Raw genomic sequence first — 20,683 nt, forward strand, 5'->3', positions numbered from 1 at the left:
TCCCGCGAGTTCTGTCGCGATGTTTGGGCTTAACGGGCAGTTTGATTAATGTACTGATAGCCGCTTGTGGTCACGATCCGAAAAACCCACTTCTTGTCCAATTCAAGGATTCGTGACTGCGGCGCTCGGCGGCGGCGACTATGCCCAGAACGCGGCGAACCATTGCGACATTGGAATGCACATCGAGCTTGCCGAATTTTCTGCGCATGTGAGTCGGGATGGTCCACTCGCTGATGTACAATACGGCTGCGATCTCTTTGTTGGTTAGCCCGGACGCCACCAGGCGCAGCGCTTCACATCCGCGGGGCGGCAGCGGCAGGTCAGCCGACCAATGGGCACTTGAGGTCATAAGCGAGGCGCGATCCGGGATAAGGGTCATCTGCATCAGACGGCCCTCCGGCGCATTGGGACCACGTTACCAACGGGTATCGCGCGGAACGCAGAGGGCGCATTCAATTCCCCCAGTGACGCGGCGACTGTCAGCCATTCTTCGGCGTCATCGGAGATGTCGTCGAGGCTGGCCTGAAAGACAGTACGATCGCGCATGGTAACATGGGGTGCGGCAAGCCAGAGCAGCATGTTCCCGCCTGCTTCCGCAAGCCGTAGCCGTTCCGATACGCGAGCTTCCGTTTTCAGGTACTGGCGCAGCACCTACTCCATGGTTTCCCAGACGTCTTCGGTGCTGAACGGGTTCTGCATATCCGGCGCGCTAAGAATGTCGACGCAAACGGCCTGCAACTGTAAGACATTCTGCCGCAAGCCATTCACATAGCCGTATGATGCCGATTTGAGGTTGTTGCGAAGCTCGATTCCGGCCCGGCGAACAGTGGCTACACTGCCAAAATTGCCGCGCTGGTTGCCGGGCCGGATGACATCCGAAACGCGCCGATCGCGGTTGAACTTTACTACCGAGCGGATGAAGGTCAAAAAACTGATGAAAGGCAGGGTTGGGTCTGGCTCCGGCAGGGGGTGTCACCCGCGTGTTGCTGATGACCCGGGAATAGGCGTGCATTCGATCACGCGCTGAATACCGAGTTAGACGCGTGCGGTCTATCTGATACAAGAGCTGCGCGCTGCGACCGCCGGAAGCCGAACCTCGCCCGAGTTGAACAGCTCAACGAACTTTGCGACCGAGCGGAACAGACCCGCCTTTTCGATATGGGCCAGGAAATACAATTGCGGAACTGCGATCAGGCGCTGATAGCTGACATGGTCGTCGTATCCGGGCGGTCGGTTCCCCGAGTGCATTTGCTCCAGCCTATCCGCGTCCGATTCCGCAGCAATGCCAAGTGTCCCGATCCTGACGGGGCTCAGCGACGTGCGGTCAGATCCAAAAACGGCTTCGTCCAGCGCGTTCAGCCGTGACATCAAAAGGGCTTGTGCCTACGGATCGTTGGGATGTTCCTCAGCCAGTTTTCGCCAGGCTTCGGTCTTGAGTTCCTCAAGGTTCCTGCGGCGTTTGTCGAATTCTTCGAAGGTGGACATGGGAATCTCCAAATGCCTGGGTTCTCAAAAATGCTCAGCCGTCTAGCAGACGGCCGATCTGTGTTGATGCCTGCTCCAGTTCGCCGACGAAAAGCGCAACCAAGCGCGCGATCAGGGGCTCGTCCTTGTCTTTGTCGGGGGTTTTCGGCCGAAAATTTTGGGCCTTGGCGGCAATTCGGTCGATTTCACTACGGATCAGGCGCGCACCTTGTTTGCCGTTGCGGTCAAGGTTTTCCAGCCAGTCTCCGGATTCAGGCCGGACCCGGCGCAGAACCTTGAAAAACTCACGTGTGCAAGGCGCATCGGATTCCGCGCGCGGTTCGGAATAGACGTCGTCCTTTTTTCCATCATCGGCTTTGGTCGGCTTTTCCGGCTCACCTCTGCCGCTAAACTCGACGCCCAGATCTTTGCAATTCGCAGGGTGCAACGGTTGCCAGGGCACGTCGTGCGGTTTCACACGGAAAGGCTTGCCAGAGACCGAGGTCGGCTCGCCAGTTATGTCCGATTTCATGTGCAACCGCGCCAAGCGTCCAGGGGTTTAGCAGCCGGTGGTGCGGCAATTGCACAAGGGGGAAAGGGTCGGGCAGTCGACCCAGATGAGCAACCCGAACGCCCCCGCGCCAGGTTGCGGAACCTAAACCCGAAGCCATGAATGAGAACGGCGGCGGGGTTAGGATCGAACGCGCAGTTCCCAACCCTGTATAAACCGTTCTGTAGCAATCAAGGACGATCTGGTCCGCGGTTTGAAGCCTGAGGCCGGCGCGGGACTAACGTTGGCTGAACAAGCGGCGGTAAAAGTCCCAGACCAGCTCGGCCGCTTCCACAATCTGCTGGCCGGGATCTTTAACAGCGTCAGCCGGCCGCTCGCGGTTCCTCCGCCGCTTGAACCCAGCGCATCGATGCTGGCGAGGTTCGTGCGGATTTCTGATCCGAACCGGCTGAGCAGTGCGTTGACGGTCGAAAGATAGGCACCCATCGGCTGCTCAAATTTCACGGGAGCAGACAGTGAATATCTCATTCAAGGGTGCGCATTTTCCGAAAGAGGTGATTCTGTACGCGGTTTTCCTCTATCTCCGATACGGCGATTCATACCGGGATCTGGAAGAAATCATGGCGGAACGTGGCGTTGATCTGGATCACGCGACGCTGAACCGCTGGGTCAGCTGATATGCCGGTCTTGTAGCCGATGCTTCACGGTATAGAAAGCGCCCTGCCGACCGTTCATGGCGTTTGGATGCATCATATGTGAAGGGTGAATGGGTTTACCTGTATCGCGCCATCGACAAGTTCGGAAAAACGCTTGATTCATGCTGTCCAAGCGCTGGAACAAAGCTGCAGCAACGAAGCTTTTTTGCCCGCGCGCTCGAAGGTAACGAGCTACCACGCAAGATTGTTATCGACAAAAGCGGAGCGAATAAAGCCGGGATCAAGGCGATCAACAAGATGCCCAAGTGCTTTGGTTACACGATACCAATCGAGATGGTCAGGCAGGAGTAACTCAATAATATCATCCAACAGGATCGTCTATTTATCAAACGACGGATCAGGCCCATGCTGTGGTTTAAGTCGTTCTATTCAGCAGCATCTGCCTTGGCTGGTATCGAACTGGTGAACATGATCCGCAAGGGTCAATTCACTCCCGGACTCTCGCCGCTTCAGCAGTTGGTCCAAATGCCAGGATAATCTGCTCGCCAGCTCCATCTATGCTGCTTTCAAAGGTATTTGCGACGGAACCCCCGAACGTGCCGAAGGGCTGGCGCACCAGTACTTTGCCGATCAGGTCGGGAAGTTTTCGAGCGGCAAGGTGAAGTTCACGATTTTCCCCTTCCGAGCAGCTGGGCAAAGGCAGTGCCGCGATTGAACAGCTTCAGCTTGGCGCCTTCAGCTCTTCGCCAAGGGATGGTATCCGAAGCCCGGGACGGGGCTAGGATCAGGGTGCTGAGTAGTCCGACCATGATCGCAAGCGGGCCGTGCCGGGTGATGATGTCGACCGCTTTTGTCGCCTCGTTGGACGATGTGCCGAAACGCACCCTGAGCCCGACCTACACTAAGTTGTCGATGCCACACCGAACTTAGGGTCCAGCCGAACGCGGCCTTGATCTGTCAATTCCCAGCAGGTCCGCCCTTCGAACACAGCGGCGGTTATCGCACGCCCTACGCCAGCGCCTGAGTCCAGATTCACGCGGTTGCCCCAATGTTCCGCCTTTTGCACTGGTGTATGCCCATGCACCACCAACCATGGATGCTCTCTTGTCTCGTTAAGGAATTCACCACGGATCCAGATCAGGTCATCTTTGCTTTGATCCTGCAATTGCACCCCGGGCTTGATGCCAGCGTGAACAAACAGCAACTCGTCCTGCCGGTGGAAATAGGGGCAGTTGCGCAGAAATTCGATGTGGTTTGACGGGACCGCGGCGCGCGCGCGCTGATGCACCTGATAAAGCCGATCCCCATCGGACACTTCCACCCCGTAGGACCGAAGCGTTTCCACCCCGCCGATCCGTTGGTGCAGCCAATGATATCCAACCAGAAACTGAGAGTCATGGCGGGGGTAATCCTCCATGAACATCGCAAACATACGGTCGTGATTGCCCAGCAGAGGAACCCAATTGCGGCCCTTGGCAAGGCCGTCGATCAGCAGATCGATCACCTCGCGGCTATGTGCACCGCGATCTATGTAATCGCCCAGGAACACGATTTGGGCATCTGGACCGCCATCTCGCTCTATTCGGGACAGCGCGGTTTCAAGCTGTCCCAGCTGTCCGTGTATATCGCCAATGGCATAGATCGGAGCGGTCATATTAGCTTCCTTCTGTCTCAATCCTGATCTGTTACAAGCAAGTCGGTTCGGTCGACGATAAAGCGGCACTCGCGGTCAAGCGAGCAAACGCTCCCGCACGACCCAAAAGGCCCTCCTTACAGTGTCGCCAGACCGGTATCGAGCGCAGACAGGATCTTGGCGACGTCGTCAGATGTAATGATCAGCGGTGGCGACAAGATGATGTTGTTGCCCGATACCCGGACCATCACACCATCCTCATAGGCCGCCTTTTGCACCTGCAACGGCAGATTCTTTGCGACGGGCGCTTTGGTTGACCGGTCCGAGACCAGTTCCAGCGCGCACATCAGGCCTTCGCCGCCGCGCACATCGCCAATCACATCATACTTATCGGCCAACTTTTTCAATCCGACATACAGCTCATCCCCGCGCGGGCCTGCATTATCCCAAACCCGCAGTCGATTGATTTCCGAAAGCGCGGCCAGAGCTGCTGCCGCACCAACAGGGTGACCTGAGTAAGTGTACCCCTGATCCACCGAGGCTTTGCCGGTGGTGTCGCTTTCGAACACTTCGGCGACCGTACCGGAAATCATCACTGCGCCAAACGGGAAATAGCCGTTAGTGATAGCCTTGGCGGTGGTCATGATATCGGGCTGCACCCCCCAATGCCGCGCACCGCTTTCGCTGCCGGTGCGGCCAAACGCGGTTATGATCTCATCCGAGATCAGCAACACCCCGTGTTTCGAGCACACCTCGCGCACCATCGGCATGAAGCTTTTGTGCGGCGGGATCACACCGCCTGCGCCCAGAACCGGTTCCATGATAAAGGCTGCGACGGTGTTTGCGCCCTGAAAGGCGATCTCGGCCTCCAGCGCTTTGACGCAGAGTTGCGCCAGGCGTTCGGGGTCGGTCTCGTCGAATGGATTGCGATAAGTCCAGGGGGCAGGGATGTGGAAGCAACCCGGCAGCATCGGTTCGTAGGCGGCGCGGAACTTCTGATTGCCGTTGACCGAGGCGGCGGCGAAATGGGTGCCGTGGTAGCCCTGTTTCAGACTGATGAACTTGGTACGCCCGGCCTCGCCGCGCACTTTGTGATACTGCCGCGCCAGTTTCAGCGCGATTTCGACCGAATCTGAACCACCTGATGTAAAAAACGCGCGGGTCAGCCCATCGGGGGCGAAGAACTGAGCCAGCTCGTACGAGAGTTCGATTGCCTTGTCGTTGCTGGTGCCCCGGAACGTTGAATAGTAGGGCAGGGCATTCAATTGATCGGAGATCGCCTGCTTTACCGGGTCACAGGAATAACCCAGATTGACGTTCCAAAGACCGCCAACGGCGTCGATGGCCTTGTGTCCGTCAATATCGACGATGCTGACCCCTTCACCGCCGGTCAGGATGGTGGGCGGGTTCTTCTGGCTGTCGGCGGGATGCGCCATCGGGTGCCAGAAATGCCGTGCGTTGTTTTCTTTCAAGAAGTTGGAGTCTTTCATTTCATGTTTCTCCGTAGATTGCCTGTCGGCATCAAATTTTCGGGTCGTCGGTAGCTCAAACAGAGCCGAGTTATCAAAATGCCAGCGTTGGGATGTCGACTATGGTTGCCCCGCCGTCCACGGTCAGGGTTGCGCCGGTAATCATGGAGGCATCGCACGAGCACAGAAATGCCACCGCGGCAGCGACCTCATCGCCAGTGGCGGGACGGCCCATCGGCACGTCGCGCGTCACAAGGGCATAAGCCTCTTCGATCGAAGTCAGGTTTTTTTGCTCGACTAACTCTGCCATTTCAGCGTCGGCCATCTCTGTACGCACCCACCCCGGGCAAATGGCGTTACAGCGAACGCCCTTTTTGCCGAAGTCTCGCGCAATCGACCGGGTCAAGCCCAGTAGCCCGTGCTTCATGGTGACGTATCCGCACGCCTCGGGGCCTGCAGCCAATGCGGCAATCGACGCCATCATCAGCAGGTTGCCACGCCGTTCGATCAGGGCAGGCATCGCGGACCGTGCGGCCACCATGGCTGTGTTCAGGTTCGCCTGTACGGCCTTGGCCCAATCGTCATCCGTGATGTCCGACAATGTCCCAAACCCAAAGCCACCGGCATTACAGACCATCACGTCAAGCCCGCCGAACTTGTCCCGTGCAGTGGCGACGAGGTGATCCATGTGGTCCGCCGATGACGCATCCCCTGCAATCGCAACGCCACCACAGCGGGTGGCCACGGCCTCGATCGGCTCGACCCGCCGTCCGGTCAGGATGACACTGCCGCCTTCTTCGGCAATGCGACAGGCGGTTGCGGCACCGATACCCGTTCCGGCTCCGGTGATGATTGCGGTTTTGCCGTGAAAGCGGTTCATGATGACTCCTCCCGACCCGCCAGATAGGTCTCCGCCAGTTTGCGGGTGTTGTGCGTGAACCTTTCGTTGCGGATTTCTGATCCGTCTTCTTCCATCCGGGTGATGATCCAGCCCACATAGGTTGCGGATCTGAGCAGTACGAACAGGTCCAGCGCCGTGGTGTCGATGTCGCGCACAGATCTGTACCCCTCGATCAAGGCAGCGCGCAGCTCGGGATAGTCGGGCTCATCGTGGTTCTTGAGCAGGGTCGTGGCGAGGTCGAACAGCCGGAATCCAAAGCCACTGTCGTCGAAGTCGATCAGTTGCAAATTGTCACCGTCAACCAACACGTTTTCACGGACCAGATCGGCGTGGATCAGTCCATAGTCCAAATCCGGCTCAAGCCGTTGCAATTCCTGATCCGCAACCTTCCGGACCTTCAGGAACAAGGTTCGGTCTTCGTCAGAGAGGGTTGGATTGTCCCAGAAACGGTCCCATACAGGGTTCTCACCGACAAGTCCGGCGCGGCCCCAGGCACAGCGGGTAAAGCTTTCGGGCGGGGTCCATGCGTCGGTCAGAACATGCATCCGTGCCATTTCACGCCCGATACCGCGGAACAGGCCAGCGCGGTCGCCAATGTCCAGTGTGGTCCCTGTCTTTCCGACTGGAGCACCGGACAACCAGGCCAGAACGTCGATCTGAATCCCGTCCACCACATGCAAGAATTTTCCCGAAGCCGAAGCGATCGGGGCAGGGACATATAGCCCGCCTTTCGCCAGTGCGGCCACCAATTCCAGTTCCGACCATAGCTCGGCATCGGTTCGATACCCCGGGCGATGCAGACGGAGGGCATAAGCGTTACCCTGATGATTGACCCTGAACACCCGGTTTTCACGCTCTGCGATCAAGCGACAATCTGCACCTTCGAAACCCCAAAGCGTCAGTGTCTTTTCGATCGTCTCTGCAACGGTCATAGCGATGTTTCCGCCAATACGTCATCCAGCGTGTCGAACAACAGATCGGCATTCTCTTTGGAGAATGGCATCGGCGGGCGGATCTTTAGCGTGTTCTTGTGCCGTCCCAGTTTGGAGTGAATGATGCCCCGCTGGCGCATTTCATTGATCACGCGGTCGGTAAACTCGCTGGCAGGTTCCTTGGAATCGCCATCCAACACCATTTCGGCCCCGAAGATCAGGCCCGACCCACGTATATCGCCGATGAAGTCGTACTTATGCTGCAATGACTCCAACCGCGCGCGGGCATGGTCGCCGACGGTTTTGGCGTTTGCCAGAAGCTGCTTGTCTTCTATCTCTTCCAGCACCGCCATGGCGGCAGCGCACGAGACCGGATTGCCGCCGAAGGTGTTGAAATAGCGGTACCCCTTGCGGAAGGTCGCCAGAATTTCGGACCGTGTCACCACGGCCCCCACCGGATGGCCATTGGCCATAGGCTTGCCCAGCGTCATCACGTCTGGCACGATGCCCATCTTCTGATGTGCCCACATATGAGTGCCAGTGCGGCCAAAGCCCGACTGAACCTCATCACAGATCAGCAGACCTCCGGCCTTGCGCACCACTTCCGCCGTCGGATTCAGCCAGCCGTCAGGATTGTCTGGGAAGCCTTCGTTCAGGAAATAGGGGCAGACCACCAGCGCGGCAAAGCCGATGCCGGATTTCTCATGCTCGGCGATCTGTTCGGCCACCGTGTCGGCGAATTTGGTGCCGTCGGGGTCAGGGTGGCGATAGCTGTCTGGCGCTTCGACAAAGCGGAAATACTGACCCAAGCCAAAGCCAACTGTTGGCACGTTCGACTTGCTCAGTTGACTGACCAGTGACGTGTTGCCGTGATAGGTCGCATCGGTGGCGATGATGCCTCGCTTACCGGTCATGCCTTCGGCCATGCGCAGGGCAATGTCGTTGGCTTCGGACCCGGTGCAAGTCATGATCGCCGTGTCCAGCGACGCGTCCATGGTGCCGGTCAGTTTCTCGACATAGTCCAGAATACCATCATGCAGATAGCGGGTATGGGTGTTGAGGGTGGAAGCCTGACGGCAGATCGCATCAACCACACGCGGATTGCAGTGCCCGACATGCGGCACGTTGTTGTAGCAATCCAGATACTTGCGCCCATCCGCATCCCACAGCCAGACACCCTCGGCCTTCACGACATGAACGGGTTCGTCATAAAAGGTCGAGACGTTAGGCCCCAGCAGTTTGCTGCGCCGTTCAATCAGCTCTGCAGATTTGGGAGAGAGTGCCATCGCAGTCATTCCTGAAGTTAAAGTTGGATCCAGGCGGATTTCAGATCGAAGTATTTCTCCATCGCGTGCAGCGATTTGTCGTGGCCATTGCCGGATTGGCGCACACCTCCCAGCGGTACGGTCAGATCAGAACCGCCATAGGTGTTCACATGCACGATCCCGGCGCGGATACGGTCGACCATGCGGTGGGCGCGGCTGAGGTCGGCCGTCCACACACCCGAAGACAGGCCATAGACTGTGGAATTGGCCAGCGTGACCGCTTCGTCCTCGTCCCTGAATGTGGTGACTGCCAGAACCGGCCCGAACACTTCGTTCTGAAACAGATCGCTGTCCGGTTTGACCTCGGCCATGATCGTGGGCTGCATGTAGTACCCACCGGATTCTTCCAGGATACGCTGACCGCCCGATCGGCATTCGGCCCCTTCGGCTTCGGCGCGGTTTACAAAGGCTAGATTGGCCTCGAGTTCCGACAGTGAATGCACAGCGCCGATCTGACTGTTCAAATCCAATGGGTCGCCAATGCGATACCCCTGCGCGTGGCGGACCATTTCCGCGATGAAATCCTCGGCAATGTCTTCCTGCACCAGAAGGCGCGACCCGGCGATACAAACCTGACCGGAATTGCGGAAGATTCCCGCCGCTGAGACTTTGGCGGCTTCGGCCAGGTCTTTCGCATCATTGAACACGATGTTGGGGGATTTGCCGCCCAGTTCGAGGTAGCAGCGTTTCAGGTTCGACCGGGCCGAGTATTCCAGCAACCGGCGCCCAGTGGCACCGGAACCGGTGAAGACCATGATGTCCACATCCATGCTCAGCGCCAATGCCTCGCCCACGACGCTGCCTTTGCCGGTCACAACGTTGAAAACACCGTCGGGCAAGCCTGCCTCTGCCGCCAGTTCGGCGATTTTCAACAAAGACAGCGAGGCGCTTTCTGCCGGTTTGAGCACGATGGAATTGCCTGCAGCCAGAGCCGGAGCAATCTTCCAGCTGCCGATCATCAGCGGGAAATTCCACGGAACGATTGCGCCGACGACCCCGACCGGAGCATGATGAACGAGGCCCAGAATGTTATGCGCGGTCGGGGCGATCTGGCCATAGACCTTATCGATTGCCTCGCCGTAGTATCGAAAGGTCTGGGCTGCAGACAGGGCTTCGGCCTTCAGGGCCATGTTGATCTCGGTCCCATTGTCGCGAACCCCCAGAACCGTGATATCGAGCGCCCGTTCTTCGATCAGGTCGGCCAGACGCAATAGCACTTTCTTTCGCGTCGCAGGGGCCATACGAGACCAGCGACCGTCCTCGAACGCTGTCCGGGCAGCGGCGACGGCCCGATTCATGTCCTCGGCTTCGCCTTCGGCAATCCGGGTTATGACCTGACCGTTGATCGGGGACAGAACGTCCAGCGTTTTGCCCGAGGCTGAAGGAACGATTTGCCCATCAACAAAATGTCCTTGCAAGGGAATGTCGGCATATCGCAGCGCGTCGATTTTTTCCTGATTCAGCATGTCGTTATCCCTGCTGGCTTGAATGTTCAGTGTCCGGCCCGAGCGGTTCGGGTTTGGTCTTTGCCTTGTGCTCTTTGATCAGGGTGCGGACGTGCAGGATCAGGATGCCGACGATCATGACGAAGATGATCGCGGCAATCGGACGGCTGATGAAATCGATCGGAGTTTTGACCGCCGCCATGGCGCTGCGCAGCTTGACCTCCATGATGCCGCCCAGAACCATGCCCAGAATGATCGGAACGATCGGCAGGTTGAGCCGTTTAAGGATCAAACCAAACACCCCGAACCCCGCAGCAACGGCACAGTCGGTGATGGAGTTGCGCAGGGAATAGACGCCGATGAAGGACAGGGTCAGGATCATGATGCCCAGGAACCGGGTCGGGATCTGGATGATTTTCAACAACAGATTGGTCGAAAACAGCAGGAACACCAGAACGATCACGTTCAGCAAAATCAGCGCCACATAAAGCGCCATGACAAAGTCCAGCTGGTTTTCGAACAGTTGCGGGCCGGGGATCACGTTGTGGACATAGAACACCGACAACATCATCGCTGTCAGCGCCTCGCCCGGGATGCCAAGTGCCAGCAGCGGAATCATCGCCGCACCCGGGACTGCGTTGTTTGCGGCCTCGGATGCGACAAGACCTTCGGGAGAGCCGTCGCCGAAGGATTCCGGGTCTTTCGACGTTTTTTGCGCGTAGGTGTAAGAGAGGAATTGCGCGGTGAATTCACCGACGCCGGGGATCATACCCATCAAGACGCCCAGGGAGGAGGCGGCGCCTGCGATGCGTTTGATCCCCAGCAACTCTTTCAAACCAGAAAACATGTTGCCATCGACATGCGTGTCGCCAGGCGCGTGATCCTTGTCTATCAACAGCAAGAACGCCTGACTGATCGCGAACAATCCCAGCACCACCACGATCAGATCGAAACCCGACGTCAGCCAGCTTTGCTCGAATGTGAAGCGTCGGGTGTATTTGACGGGCTCAAGACCGACAGTATTCAGAAAAATACCGAAACAGGCGAGCATACCGGCCGCAAAGGTCTGCCCGCGATGCGCCACAACAACCAGAAGAATGCCCATGAACGCGGCCAGAAAAATCTCTCGGCTGCCGAAATGCGGTGCGATCAGCGCCAGAAGGGGCGACAGCACGATCAGGCAGACGACAGAGAAGATGCCGCCGAAGAAAGACGCGGAATAGGCCAGTGACAATGCCCGGTGCCCCTGACCGCGTTTGGTCATGGGATAACCATCATAGGTTGTCAGTGCATTCACCGGCGTGCCAGGCGTATTGATCAAAATTGCGGGGATGGCACCGCCGTACATGGACGAGCCGTAAATCCCCAACAAAAGGGTCAGGCCGACGATCGGCTCGAATGCGAAGGTTGCGGGCAACAGAATGGCAATTGCAACTGCGGGGCCGACACCGGGCAGCGCGCCGATGATGACGCCGCCGATGGAGCCGATGACCAGGGCGATCATTACGTCCCATTGTGCGAGAAGCGAAATACCGGAAAGAAGAGTGTCCATGTCAGCCTCAGAGATAGGTCAACGCGAAGGCTCGAAGCGCATCGGGAAGGTAGTTGTAAATTTGTCCGGCTGGGATTTTGACTTGTAGAAAGCCACGGAAAATGATCGCGACGCTGAACGCGAACAGCAAGACTAGCCCCAATGCCTGCTTGCTGCGGAACCCGGCCCGCAGCGCCAGAAAAAGAGCGAAAACCAGTGTTGTTGGAAGGTACCCGCACAGCGGCACCAGAACCACATAGACCAGGAAGTACAGCACATACTCCAGCGAGCGAAGCCAGAATACGACCTCGGTCCAACGGCCCGGGATGCGCGGAGAAACAAATGAGCCCAACGCATGAAAGGCGCTAAATATAACCATCCCACACACCGCAACGGTCGGCCAAAGAGATGGCTGTGCAAACCATTTCGTGCGCTTGACCCACTGGGTTTGTTCGCCCAGTTGGCTAAGCAGGAAGAGGGCGAACAGCAGGAACACAACAGCAAAAACTTTGTCTCCTGGGCGCCGGTATCTTTGAAACAGTTCCTGGAAAAACTTGATGCGTGTCACGACTGGTCCTCTTCCCTGATCTGAAGCGAGCTGATTTATCGCTCTGGAAGCGTGTGAGGGGTTACTACCCCTCACACATTCGCCTTACTCCAGCAGCTCTGTGATTACGCCGTTGACCTCAATGTCCGACTCGATCTGGGCATTTGATGCGGCGGCGTCCTTCCAATAGATCAGCACGCCGGTTTCTTGCGACAGTGTCTTAACAGCGCCACTTTCCAGTGCCGCAGTGGCGGCCGCTTCGATCTTGGCTTTCACATCATCCGGAGTGCCCTTGGGCACAAATAGACCATTCCAAAGCGACAGGGGCAGTTCGGGAACGATTTCACCCACGGTCCGTGCATCCGGTGTCAGCGGAGTACGTTCTTCGCCGATAGTTGCGAGGATCGTCAGATCGTCGATGCAGGGCAACAGGGTCTGGATCGTGGCATTGACGATATCCACATCGCCAGAGGCCAGAACGTTGCAGTCCAGCAGATCGAACGCAGCCTCGGAACCAAAGTCCCATCCGGTCTTTTGCGCCGCAGCGAACGTCACCTGTGTCGGCGCCAGGAACGAACCGTAGTGCCCAAGCGAAACATCGTTCTCTTTGCCGTAGTCAGCCAGTTCTTCCCAATTGCTATAGGGCTGGCTTTTCAGGGTGGCGATCACGAACGGGTAGGTCATGAAGATGCCGACCGGATCGAACGGGTTCGGGCTCAATTCGGGGATGCCAATCTCCGGCCCCACGACAGGCACATCGATTACGAATGAGCCGATCGTGTAGCCGTCCGCGGGTGCGCCTGCCACCTCGACGGCGCCCGGGAACGGGCCACCCCCGCCACCGGGTTTGTTTACCACGGCTGCCGGAACCCCGTACATTTCTTGAAACTTGTCGGCGATGATGCGTGTTAGCACGTCCTCCAGATCACCCGGTGGGAATGGCACGACAAAGGAAACCGGCTTTTCCGGGTATTCGGCGAGAGCCGCTGTTGCGCTAAGTATGGTGGCTGCACAAGCCATTTTGAAAACGTTCGTCATAATGTCCTCCCTAGTGACGAAAATTGTTGCGTAGTTTGGTCAGTTGGTGCCTGCGGGCACTGTTCCGTCGGCAACCCATTGGTCGAAAATCTCCAGCGCGGCGGCGCTGAATTCGGGGTCGTTGATGTGCGCGTCCAGCTCTGTGACCTGAACCGAGGATGTGACAGTGGCGCTGAGTTCCCCGATGAAAGCCGCCAGCCCTTCGGCGTCGTGACAATCGCCACCCGGGCGATCCCACTCCTCGATCCCCTCGCGCGGGATGATCAGATGCGTCGGGGCTTTGCTTTCCCCGAGCCGTTTGTTCATTTCGCGGGCAATTTCGCGTCGTTCGTCGGCGTTGTAGTAGGTGTTCTTGACCAGTTTGTTGTGAGTGTGGATTGGGCGGTCCTTGAACTGTTCCGGGATGTCCTGCCAGCCGGCAAAATCAATCAGGTCCATACAGCCCGGAGCCACGATCTGCGGGATACCGGCACGACCCGCTGCGCGATGCCGGTCCTTGCCCGCATTTACGACAGAGCCAGCCATCAGGTTGCCCAATTCACACCCGGCAAAATCCATAACGCAGACAAATCCATTTTGGCTTGATATCTGCTCGAAAGCCATGCCGCCCATGCCCATGGCGTGGAACACCGCCACTTCATACCCGCGCATTTCAAGTGCCGGTTTGAGCGTTTTGACGTATTTCAGGCAGGACGTCCCAAGCGATGTCATTCCGACCACGGGGCGGCCGCTGACCGCAGGTTCCGCGGCGCGGGCCGCACCCAAGACAGCGCCAGCTGCCTGCGCCAGCGAGGATTTGCAGATCGCGTTCAATCCATAGAGGCCTCCGGCCCACAAGATCATCTGAATGTCGGGCGAAAGCCGTTCCGCCGGGATCAGTGCCGAGAAGGAAACGGTCGATACCACATATTTAGGCACACCGATCGGAAGGGCCTGACAGACGTCCAAGGCCAAATCTGTACCCATCGTGCCGCCCAGAATGATCACACCGTCAATCCGGCCTTCGTTGTGCAACTGGCGGGCTAACGCACAGGCGCCCGCAGACATGATCTGCATCGCCACATGTTCACTGCCGCTGTCGATAGCTGCCTGAATGGAACTCCCGCCAGCTTCGGCCACGTCATGTTTCGAATAGTCGGTGGGCTTGGCGGGGTCTCCCAGCACACTGACATCCAGTGTTGTTACACTACCCCCCAATGCACGGATCTTGCTGGCCATAAATTCCAGCTCGTCATTTTTCGTGTCGTAGGTACCAATGACCAGAATGGTCTTGTCCACCATGAGTTCCTCCCTTTGTTTTGGCTTCCTTAACCGCGCATTATCTCGCCTTTGGGATCGTAGAACGGAGCCAGCTGTACCTTCAGCGGATACATTTTTCCGGCGATCTGCACGTCAAAGCCGCCATCGTCGATCCAGGCTTTTGACACACCTTCGTCGCGGTGCAGGCTGGCCAAACCAACCATCGCCTCAAGCCGGAATCCCCAATCGCCGGACGTCACGTGTCCCACGATGTGGCCGTCTTTCCAGACCGGTTCGTTGTGGATCAAGTAAGGCCCGGTTTTGGCATCCACACCCTGGACAATACACGACACGGTACGGAAACCGGTAGCTGCGCCGCCTGCCTTCTGCTCGGCCAGAACGGCTTGACCGAGGAAGTCGTCCTCTTTGTCCAGTGCCACGGCAAAGCCCAGTCCGGTTTCAAAAGGTGTATCATCTTCGGCGATGTCATGGCCAAAGTGACGAAAGCCCTTTTCCAAACGGCACGCGTTCATCGCAAACATGCCCATATGGCGCAGGCCGTGCGGTTCGCCTGCCTCCATTAGCGCCTCATAAACGCCAGCCACGAATTCGGTGGGCATCATCAACTCATAACCAAGCTCTCCAAGGAACGAGCGGCGGATGGCCCAACCGCGGGCATAGGCCATGTCGATCTCGCGCGCCGCGCCAAAGGGGAAAGCCTCATTTGACAGGTCGTCGCCTGAAATGGCCGCCAGAATCTCACGGGATTTGGGGCCGTGAATTGTGATCAGACCATACCCCGAGGTCGCGTCGAAAACTTCAAATCGCCAGTTCGGATCGGCATGGTCCTTGATCCAGCCCTGATCGCGCATCTGGCTGGGGTGGCCGGTGATGACCATAAAGCAATCATGTGCGGTGCGTGTCACGGTGACATCCGCTTCGATCCCGCCGCGTGCGTTCAGGAACTGAGTGTAGACCGAAGTGCCAACTTCAACATCCATCTGCGCACCGCAGACCTGGTTCAGCGCCTTGACCGCATCCGGGCCCTGAACTTGAATCTTTGAATACATCGACTGGTCGATCAGCACGGCGGCATCGCGGGCAGCCAGACATTCGGCCTGCACATGGCCGGACCAGTCTTTCCACCAAAGGTTTGGTTCTTCGTTCCAACCTTTCTGTTCCGGGTCGAAATACATCGGTATTTCCCAACCGATCCGCTCGGCAAAGGTCGCGCCCGCTTCCTTGAGGCGATCATGCAGAGGTACGCGGCGCACGCCGCGGGCTGAGTGAATTTGCCGGCCAACCCAGCTGACGCCATAGTGAAAACCCACGGACTCGGCGCTGCGGTCGTGGTTGTACTTGGTGTTGCGCTGGAACGGGTGTGCCCGGCGCGCCAACATCGGACCCATCCCGCGCGACGGAGCCCCTTCAGTCATCCATTCCGCCATGGTCAGGCCAACACCGCCCGAGTTCAGAATGCCGTTCGAGTTCATACCAGTGGCCACAAACAAGCCCTTGATCTCGCTGGTCGGGCCCAAATAGGGCCGTCCGTCCGGAGTAAAGCTCTCAGGCCCGTTAAAGAAGGTCTGAATACCCATCTCGCCCAGGGCGGGCATACGTTCGAACATTTTTTCGAGGTTCGGTTCGACATGTTCCATGTCAAAGGGCAGCTCGTCGAACTCGAAATCCTCGGGGATTCCGTCCTTGCCATAAGGCTTGCCGTGCTTTTCGAACGAACCGATCAGAAGCTTGCCGGTATCTTCTTTCCAATAGGTCCGTTCTTCGGCGATGTTGAGGATTGGCTGGGTCTTTGGAAGACCGTCGACTGGTTCGGTGACGATGTAGAAATGCTCGGTCGCGTGCAGCGGCACCGTGACACCATGCGCTTTGGCGAACAGGTGGCTCCACATGCCGCCAGCCAGCAGCACTTTGTCTGTGGCAATCACGCCTTTGTCCGTCTCGACTCCGGTAATCTTGCCATCACGGATGATCAACTGATTGACTTTGGTGTTCTCGAATACCTGCGCCCCCAAGGCGCGGGCCCCCTTGCTGAGCGCCACTGAAACGTCCAACGGGTTCACCTGACCGTTTGACGGCACGAAAAAGGCCGATTTTACGTCATCCGTTTCGATCCATGGCCACTTTTCTTTCAGTTCTTCCGGCGATAGCAGGAAGGTCTCAATCCCCATCCGAACCGCGTGATCATGGCTGCGCAGCAGTTGCTCGTGCCGCACATCGCCGATCGCAAGGTTAATCGTGCCATTCGGCTTGTACCCGGTGGCCTGCCCGGTTTCTTCTTCCAGATTGCGGAACAGGCGCGCGGTGTATTTGCCCAGTTCCGTCTGTGCTGTGCTGTCCCGAAGTTGCCCTACAATCCCCGCCGCATGCCAGGTCGTACCGCTTGCGATTTTCCGACGCTCGACCAGAACGGCTGGCACGCCACGCTTTGCCAGGTGATACAGTGTCGACACGCCAATAATACCGCCGCCGACAATCACCACAGGTGCCTGTCCGGGAAGAGAGTGGGCCATCACAACAACCTTTCAGCCCGCTTTGCAGGCAATCCCTAGGTTTCCAACTGGTTGCAAATCAGGCCTTTTGCGGTGCGGGCCTCATTCGCGCGAACCCGTATTTTGTGGCAGAGTAACAGGGTCGCGCAAAGAAAAAAGCACCAGTGGTGCGATTATAGCACCCACGATAAAAATGCGCTAAGAAATGCGTTATCCCACGCTTGTTCGCCGCGCAGAACCGGTCAGTGCGGTCTCAAGTTGTTCGACTGCTGTTTTCAACAGCTTAGCTAGCTCTTCGCAGCGCGCGTCGTCCATATTCAGGTCCGGAACGGCAATTGCTATGGTGCCTGCTGGATCTTTGTCATCTGTGAAAAAAGGCATCGCCACACTAGCCACACCCAATTCGACGGTGTTGCGAGTCGTGGAATATCCGCGGTCACGATTCTCTGCTATGAGTTTGAGGAGTTCATCCGCTTCGGTCACGGTAAACCGAGTCAGTTTTTCACGATTTTGCGCCAATAGCCGCTCTCGGGTTTCGTCGGAACAGAAAGACAAATAGGCGAGCCCAGAAGACGAAGAATGGTAGGGATATGAATCTGCGGGGCGGAGGTTTATGACGTTCCCTCGCGGCGGCAAGGTGAAGGACACGGTCGCCATACCTGTTGCTCCGGGGATGCCAACATGAACGGTTTCATTTGCTTGCGCCGACAACCACTGCGACACGACCTGTGTGGCCTTGATCATGGGAACCGTGGCTTCTCGTAATCGAGCCAATGACAGAAAAGCGTGGCCAAGACGATACTTTCGGTTCTCAGGATTTTGTTCGATGAACTCATGTTTGGCGAGTGAAACCAACAACCTGCGAACCACGGCCTTGTCCTCCCCGGTGGCGCGCGCAAATTCGTTCAATCCGATTTCCAGATTTTCCAGCGAGAACTGACGCAAGAGACTCATGGCTTTGTCGACTGTTTTCATGATGGCCTTGTTCTTTCGATTTACGTCCAACAATGGTCTGAAACGGTCTTTAACCCTTTCTAAATATCAACTTGGCACGAGTTTGACGCCACCGCCAACACACAAAGCACCAAAGGTGCGAAAAACGCACCTGCGCCCTGCCGCGAGCGAGCCTGACGGCCTGCTGCAGCTGTACATATGATTTTGGACTTACGTTGTTAAAAATTGAAACTGTGGTCGGTACCAGCAAGGTGTCGTTTCTTGTTCCCTCGACCACCTTTTTCGCCTCTGTTGTTCGTAAGGACGGGTAGCAAGGGCGATGTTTTACTGCCTTCAGCGATCAGTCTTTTGAAGCTTTAAGCGCCTGTTTCAGTATTGCCCGATCACCGATGTGATTGGCCATAACGGGAATAAGAAGAACGTTCAGGGCTTTGCTTGCCTCACTCGACAAGCCTCATGCGCGGTATCTCCGGCGAAGAGGATGTGCCCATGGCGAAACTTGTTCATGCAGCGGCACTGGAAGGTGTAGATCGACGATTTGACTATTTCATATTCTACGTCGTCGCCCAGCATCGCATCCGGCGTTTGCTCACATTTTTTCCTTCAGCTCTTACTTGCGGTCCACATCCCAGCCAGTCTGGAAGTCCACACGCCACATGTCGTCGGGTCTTTGTGCATCAGTTTCGACGCGTCGGAATGCCTTGCTGGCCCAGATCCAGCGCAGTGGCCAAACCGATGGGCTCCCGCCCACAATGACGACCGGGTGACGCACCGCATCGGGCGCTTCCTGATCGACGGACTTAAAACTTGAAGACGAGGGAATATCAGTTCTGGAGCACCGGATTACCTAACTTGCGAAGTTCGGCTGAGATGGGTGGGGATCAGCCTTGCAGCTGTTCCCACATTTCCAGATCCCGTTTGTCGGTCCAGATGCGCGGATGGGCGATCCCGCGCGCCTCGTCATAGGCGCGGCTGACGTTGAACGGCAGGCAGTGCTCGTAGATCGCGTAGTCCTTGAACTTGGGATCGCAGGAGTCGCGCACCGCGTCCCAGGCGTCCTTGAGCGATCCGCCCTTCATTGCAACGCGCTTGGCCGGGCCGTAGGTTGAGTTTACGAAGTCGCGAGTGCTTTCGATGGCGCGCTCGACTGCGTCCTTTCCAACCAGCGCAGCGCCGCGGCCCGGAGCAATGGCGTCGACGTCATAGGCCTTGATCGCGTCCAGCGTTCCTCCCCAGTCCTCGAAATGGCCGTCGCCGCAATAGCACGCCGAATGGTCCTCGACGATGTCGCCGGTGAACATCACGTTCTGATCGGGTACATGGATCACTGCATCGCCAGCCGTATGGGCGCGACCGATCTGTTTGATGTCTACGCGGCGGTTGCCCAGATAGACGGTCATGCTGTCGCTAAAAGTGGTGGTGGGCCAGGTCAGGCCGGGGATGCTTTCATGCCCTTCGAACAGGCGCGGGAAACGCTGGAATTCGCTGTCCCAATCCTCTTGCCCGCGCTCCACGACCATCGAACGGGCCACATCGGACATGATCACCTGCTGTGCGTTGAAGGCGCTGGCCCCCAGCACACGCACGGCGTGATAGTGAGTAAGGACTACATGAGTGATCGGCTTGTCGGTCACTGATCGGACGCATTCGATTACCTTATTGGCCAGGCGCGGGGTCGCCTGTGCTTCGACAATCATGACGCTGTCGTCGCCAATGATGATACCAGAGTTTGGATCGCCCTCGGCGGTAAAGGCGTAAAGCCCGTCGCCGATCTCATCAAACGTGATCTTCTTTTCTGTCAGGTCGCCTTGTGATGCGAATGCTTTAGCCATCGGTTTCCTCCGGTGCCCTTGTGGGCGTCTTCGTGTTTCAGTTACGTTTGTAAGGACTGTCGAGCGCCGCCAGAACTTGCCCTGTGCAATCTCCGAAGCCAATGGTGTAGCCCTCGCCTTTGGCCGCGCCGCGCAGTGTCAGCGTGTCGCCGTCCTCGATGAAGCTGCGGGACTCGCCGGTCTCCAAAGTCAACGGTTCCTTGCCGCCCCAGCTGAGTTCCAGCAGCGAGCCGCGCTCGGGTTTGGTTGGGCCGGAGATGGTGCCCGATCCCAGCAGATCACCGGTGTTCATCGGGCAGCCGGATGTGGAATGGTGCGCCAGTTGCTGTGCTGCCGAATAATACAGCTCTTTGTAGTTCGTCCGCGCGATGATCGTGGCGTCCTTGCCTTCCGGGGCCAGCGTGACCGACAGGTCAATGTCATAGAGCATCGGCCCGCAGTCTTTCAGGTGATCCAACAGCTCGAACTCCCGCTCAGGCGTATCGCAGCGGAACGGCTCCAGCGCCGCTTTGGTGATGATCCACGGGCTGATCGAAGTTGCGGTGGCCTTGGCTTGAAACGGACCCAAGGGCTGGTATTCCCAGGCTTGAATGTCGCGTGCGGACCAGTCGTTCAGCAGGACATAGCCAAAGATGTTGTCGTCCGCCTCCTGCACCGAGATCGGCCCGTCAGAGGGCGTGCCGACGATGGCGCCCA

At 57.6% G+C, this 20,683-nt stretch carries 22 protein-coding genes and 1 pseudogene; 2 read left to right on the forward strand and 21 right to left on the reverse strand.

Annotation, left to right across the window (positions count from 1 at the left end):
- Positions 1-70: 70 nt before the first annotated feature.
- From MHN28_RS17595 to MHN28_RS17615, 5 genes are all read right to left on the reverse strand, one after another.
- Positions 71-385 (reverse strand): helix-turn-helix transcriptional regulator, encoded by a 315-nt coding sequence (locus tag MHN28_RS17595; protein ID WP_239343881.1) that lies wholly within the window; start codon positions 383-385, stop codon positions 71-73.
- On the reverse strand, positions 385-579 hold the full coding sequence (locus MHN28_RS17600) for a hypothetical protein (protein ID WP_239343882.1): 195 nt from the start codon (positions 577-579) through the stop codon (positions 385-387). Before MHN28_RS17600 ends, MHN28_RS17595 begins: the two co-directional genes overlap by 1 nt.
- 72 nt (positions 580-651) lie before the next feature.
- Entirely contained in the window at positions 652-927 is a 276-nt protein-coding gene (locus MHN28_RS17605; protein WP_239343883.1) for a hypothetical protein, read from the reverse strand.
- 123 nt (positions 928-1,050) lie between these two features.
- Positions 1,051-1,368: a hypothetical protein gene (locus MHN28_RS17610; RefSeq protein ID WP_239343884.1), complete on the reverse strand. Its 318-nt coding sequence runs from the start codon at positions 1,366-1,368 to the stop codon at positions 1,051-1,053.
- 151 nt (positions 1,369-1,519) lie between these two features.
- Positions 1,520-1,996 (reverse strand): hypothetical protein, encoded by a 477-nt coding sequence (locus MHN28_RS17615; RefSeq protein WP_239343885.1) that lies wholly within the window; start codon positions 1,994-1,996, stop codon positions 1,520-1,522.
- A 262-nt stretch (positions 1,997-2,258) separates the two neighbouring features.
- On the opposite strand from MHN28_RS17615, the gene MHN28_RS17620 reads away from it, so the two are divergent.
- Both MHN28_RS17620 and MHN28_RS17625 read left to right on the forward strand, forming a co-directional pair.
- Positions 2,259-2,453, forward strand: coding sequence for a hypothetical protein (locus MHN28_RS17620; RefSeq protein WP_239343886.1), 195 nt, complete (start codon positions 2,259-2,261; stop codon positions 2,451-2,453).
- A 37-nt stretch (positions 2,454-2,490) separates the two neighbouring features.
- Positions 2,491-3,168 (forward strand): annotated as a pseudogene (locus tag MHN28_RS17625) (IS6 family transposase).
- Positions 3,169-3,296: 128 nt separating this feature from the next.
- Here MHN28_RS17625 and MHN28_RS17630 read toward each other — a convergent pair.
- The 16 genes from MHN28_RS17630 to MHN28_RS17705 form a co-directional block, all read right to left on the reverse strand.
- Positions 3,297-3,515: a hypothetical protein gene (locus tag MHN28_RS17630; protein ID WP_239343887.1), complete on the reverse strand. Its 219-nt coding sequence runs from the start codon at positions 3,513-3,515 to the stop codon at positions 3,297-3,299.
- Between the two features lie 17 nt (positions 3,516-3,532).
- Positions 3,533-4,285: a metallophosphoesterase gene (locus MHN28_RS17635; RefSeq protein ID WP_239343888.1), complete on the reverse strand. Its 753-nt coding sequence runs from the start codon at positions 4,283-4,285 to the stop codon at positions 3,533-3,535.
- 116 nt (positions 4,286-4,401) lie between these two features.
- Entirely contained in the window at positions 4,402-5,754 is a 1,353-nt protein-coding gene (locus MHN28_RS17640) for an aminotransferase class III-fold pyridoxal phosphate-dependent enzyme (RefSeq protein ID WP_239343889.1), read from the reverse strand.
- 73 nt (positions 5,755-5,827) lie between these two features.
- Positions 5,828-6,613 (reverse strand): SDR family NAD(P)-dependent oxidoreductase, encoded by a 786-nt coding sequence (locus tag MHN28_RS17645; RefSeq protein ID WP_239343890.1) that lies wholly within the window; start codon positions 6,611-6,613, stop codon positions 5,828-5,830.
- The gene (locus MHN28_RS17650) at positions 6,610-7,566 is read right to left on the reverse strand and encodes a phosphotransferase enzyme family protein (RefSeq protein ID WP_239343891.1); all 957 of its coding nucleotides are present in this window, start codon (positions 7,564-7,566) and stop codon (positions 6,610-6,612) included. Before MHN28_RS17650 ends, MHN28_RS17645 begins: the two co-directional genes overlap by 4 nt.
- Positions 7,563-8,852 (reverse strand): aspartate aminotransferase family protein, encoded by a 1,290-nt coding sequence (locus tag MHN28_RS17655; protein ID WP_239343892.1) that lies wholly within the window; start codon positions 8,850-8,852, stop codon positions 7,563-7,565. Before MHN28_RS17655 ends, MHN28_RS17650 begins: the two co-directional genes overlap by 4 nt.
- 17 nt (positions 8,853-8,869) lie before the next feature.
- A complete protein-coding gene (locus MHN28_RS17660; protein WP_239343893.1) occupies positions 8,870-10,357 on the reverse strand; it encodes an aldehyde dehydrogenase in 1,488 nt (495 codons plus the stop codon).
- A gap of 4 nt (positions 10,358-10,361) precedes the next feature.
- Positions 10,362-11,888, reverse strand: a complete 1,527-nt coding sequence (locus MHN28_RS17665; RefSeq protein WP_239343894.1) for a tripartite tricarboxylate transporter permease — start codon at positions 11,886-11,888, stop codon at positions 10,362-10,364.
- Positions 11,889-11,895: 7 nt separating this feature from the next.
- A complete protein-coding gene (locus MHN28_RS17670) occupies positions 11,896-12,435 on the reverse strand; it encodes a tripartite tricarboxylate transporter TctB family protein (RefSeq protein ID WP_239343895.1) in 540 nt (179 codons plus the stop codon).
- 84 nt (positions 12,436-12,519) lie between these two features.
- Positions 12,520-13,452, reverse strand: coding sequence for a tripartite tricarboxylate transporter substrate-binding protein (locus MHN28_RS17675; RefSeq protein WP_239343896.1), 933 nt, complete (start codon positions 13,450-13,452; stop codon positions 12,520-12,522).
- A 39-nt stretch (positions 13,453-13,491) separates the two neighbouring features.
- Positions 13,492-14,733: a Tm-1-like ATP-binding domain-containing protein gene (locus MHN28_RS17680; protein WP_239343897.1), complete on the reverse strand. Its 1,242-nt coding sequence runs from the start codon at positions 14,731-14,733 to the stop codon at positions 13,492-13,494.
- Positions 14,734-14,759: 26 nt separating this feature from the next.
- Positions 14,760-17,222 (reverse strand): FAD-dependent oxidoreductase, encoded by a 2,463-nt coding sequence (locus tag MHN28_RS17685; RefSeq protein WP_239343898.1) that lies wholly within the window; start codon positions 17,220-17,222, stop codon positions 14,760-14,762.
- Positions 17,223-17,411: 189 nt separating this feature from the next.
- A complete protein-coding gene (locus MHN28_RS17690) occupies positions 17,412-18,176 on the reverse strand; it encodes an IclR family transcriptional regulator (RefSeq protein ID WP_239343899.1) in 765 nt (254 codons plus the stop codon).
- A gap of 319 nt (positions 18,177-18,495) precedes the next feature.
- Positions 18,496-18,558 (reverse strand): DUF2783 domain-containing protein, encoded by a 63-nt coding sequence (locus MHN28_RS24920; protein ID WP_304622133.1) that lies wholly within the window; start codon positions 18,556-18,558, stop codon positions 18,496-18,498.
- Between the two features lie 478 nt (positions 18,559-19,036).
- Positions 19,037-19,987 (reverse strand): MBL fold metallo-hydrolase, encoded by a 951-nt coding sequence (locus MHN28_RS17700; protein WP_239343900.1) that lies wholly within the window; start codon positions 19,985-19,987, stop codon positions 19,037-19,039.
- Between the two features lie 37 nt (positions 19,988-20,024).
- The coding region (locus tag MHN28_RS17705; protein WP_239343901.1) for a fumarylacetoacetate hydrolase family protein at positions 20,025-20,683 on the reverse strand (659 nt) is incomplete at its 5' end.

This window comes from Ruegeria sp. Ofav3-42 (assembly GCF_022347725.1).
GTDB lineage: Bacteria > Pseudomonadota > Alphaproteobacteria > Rhodobacterales > Rhodobacteraceae > Ruegeria.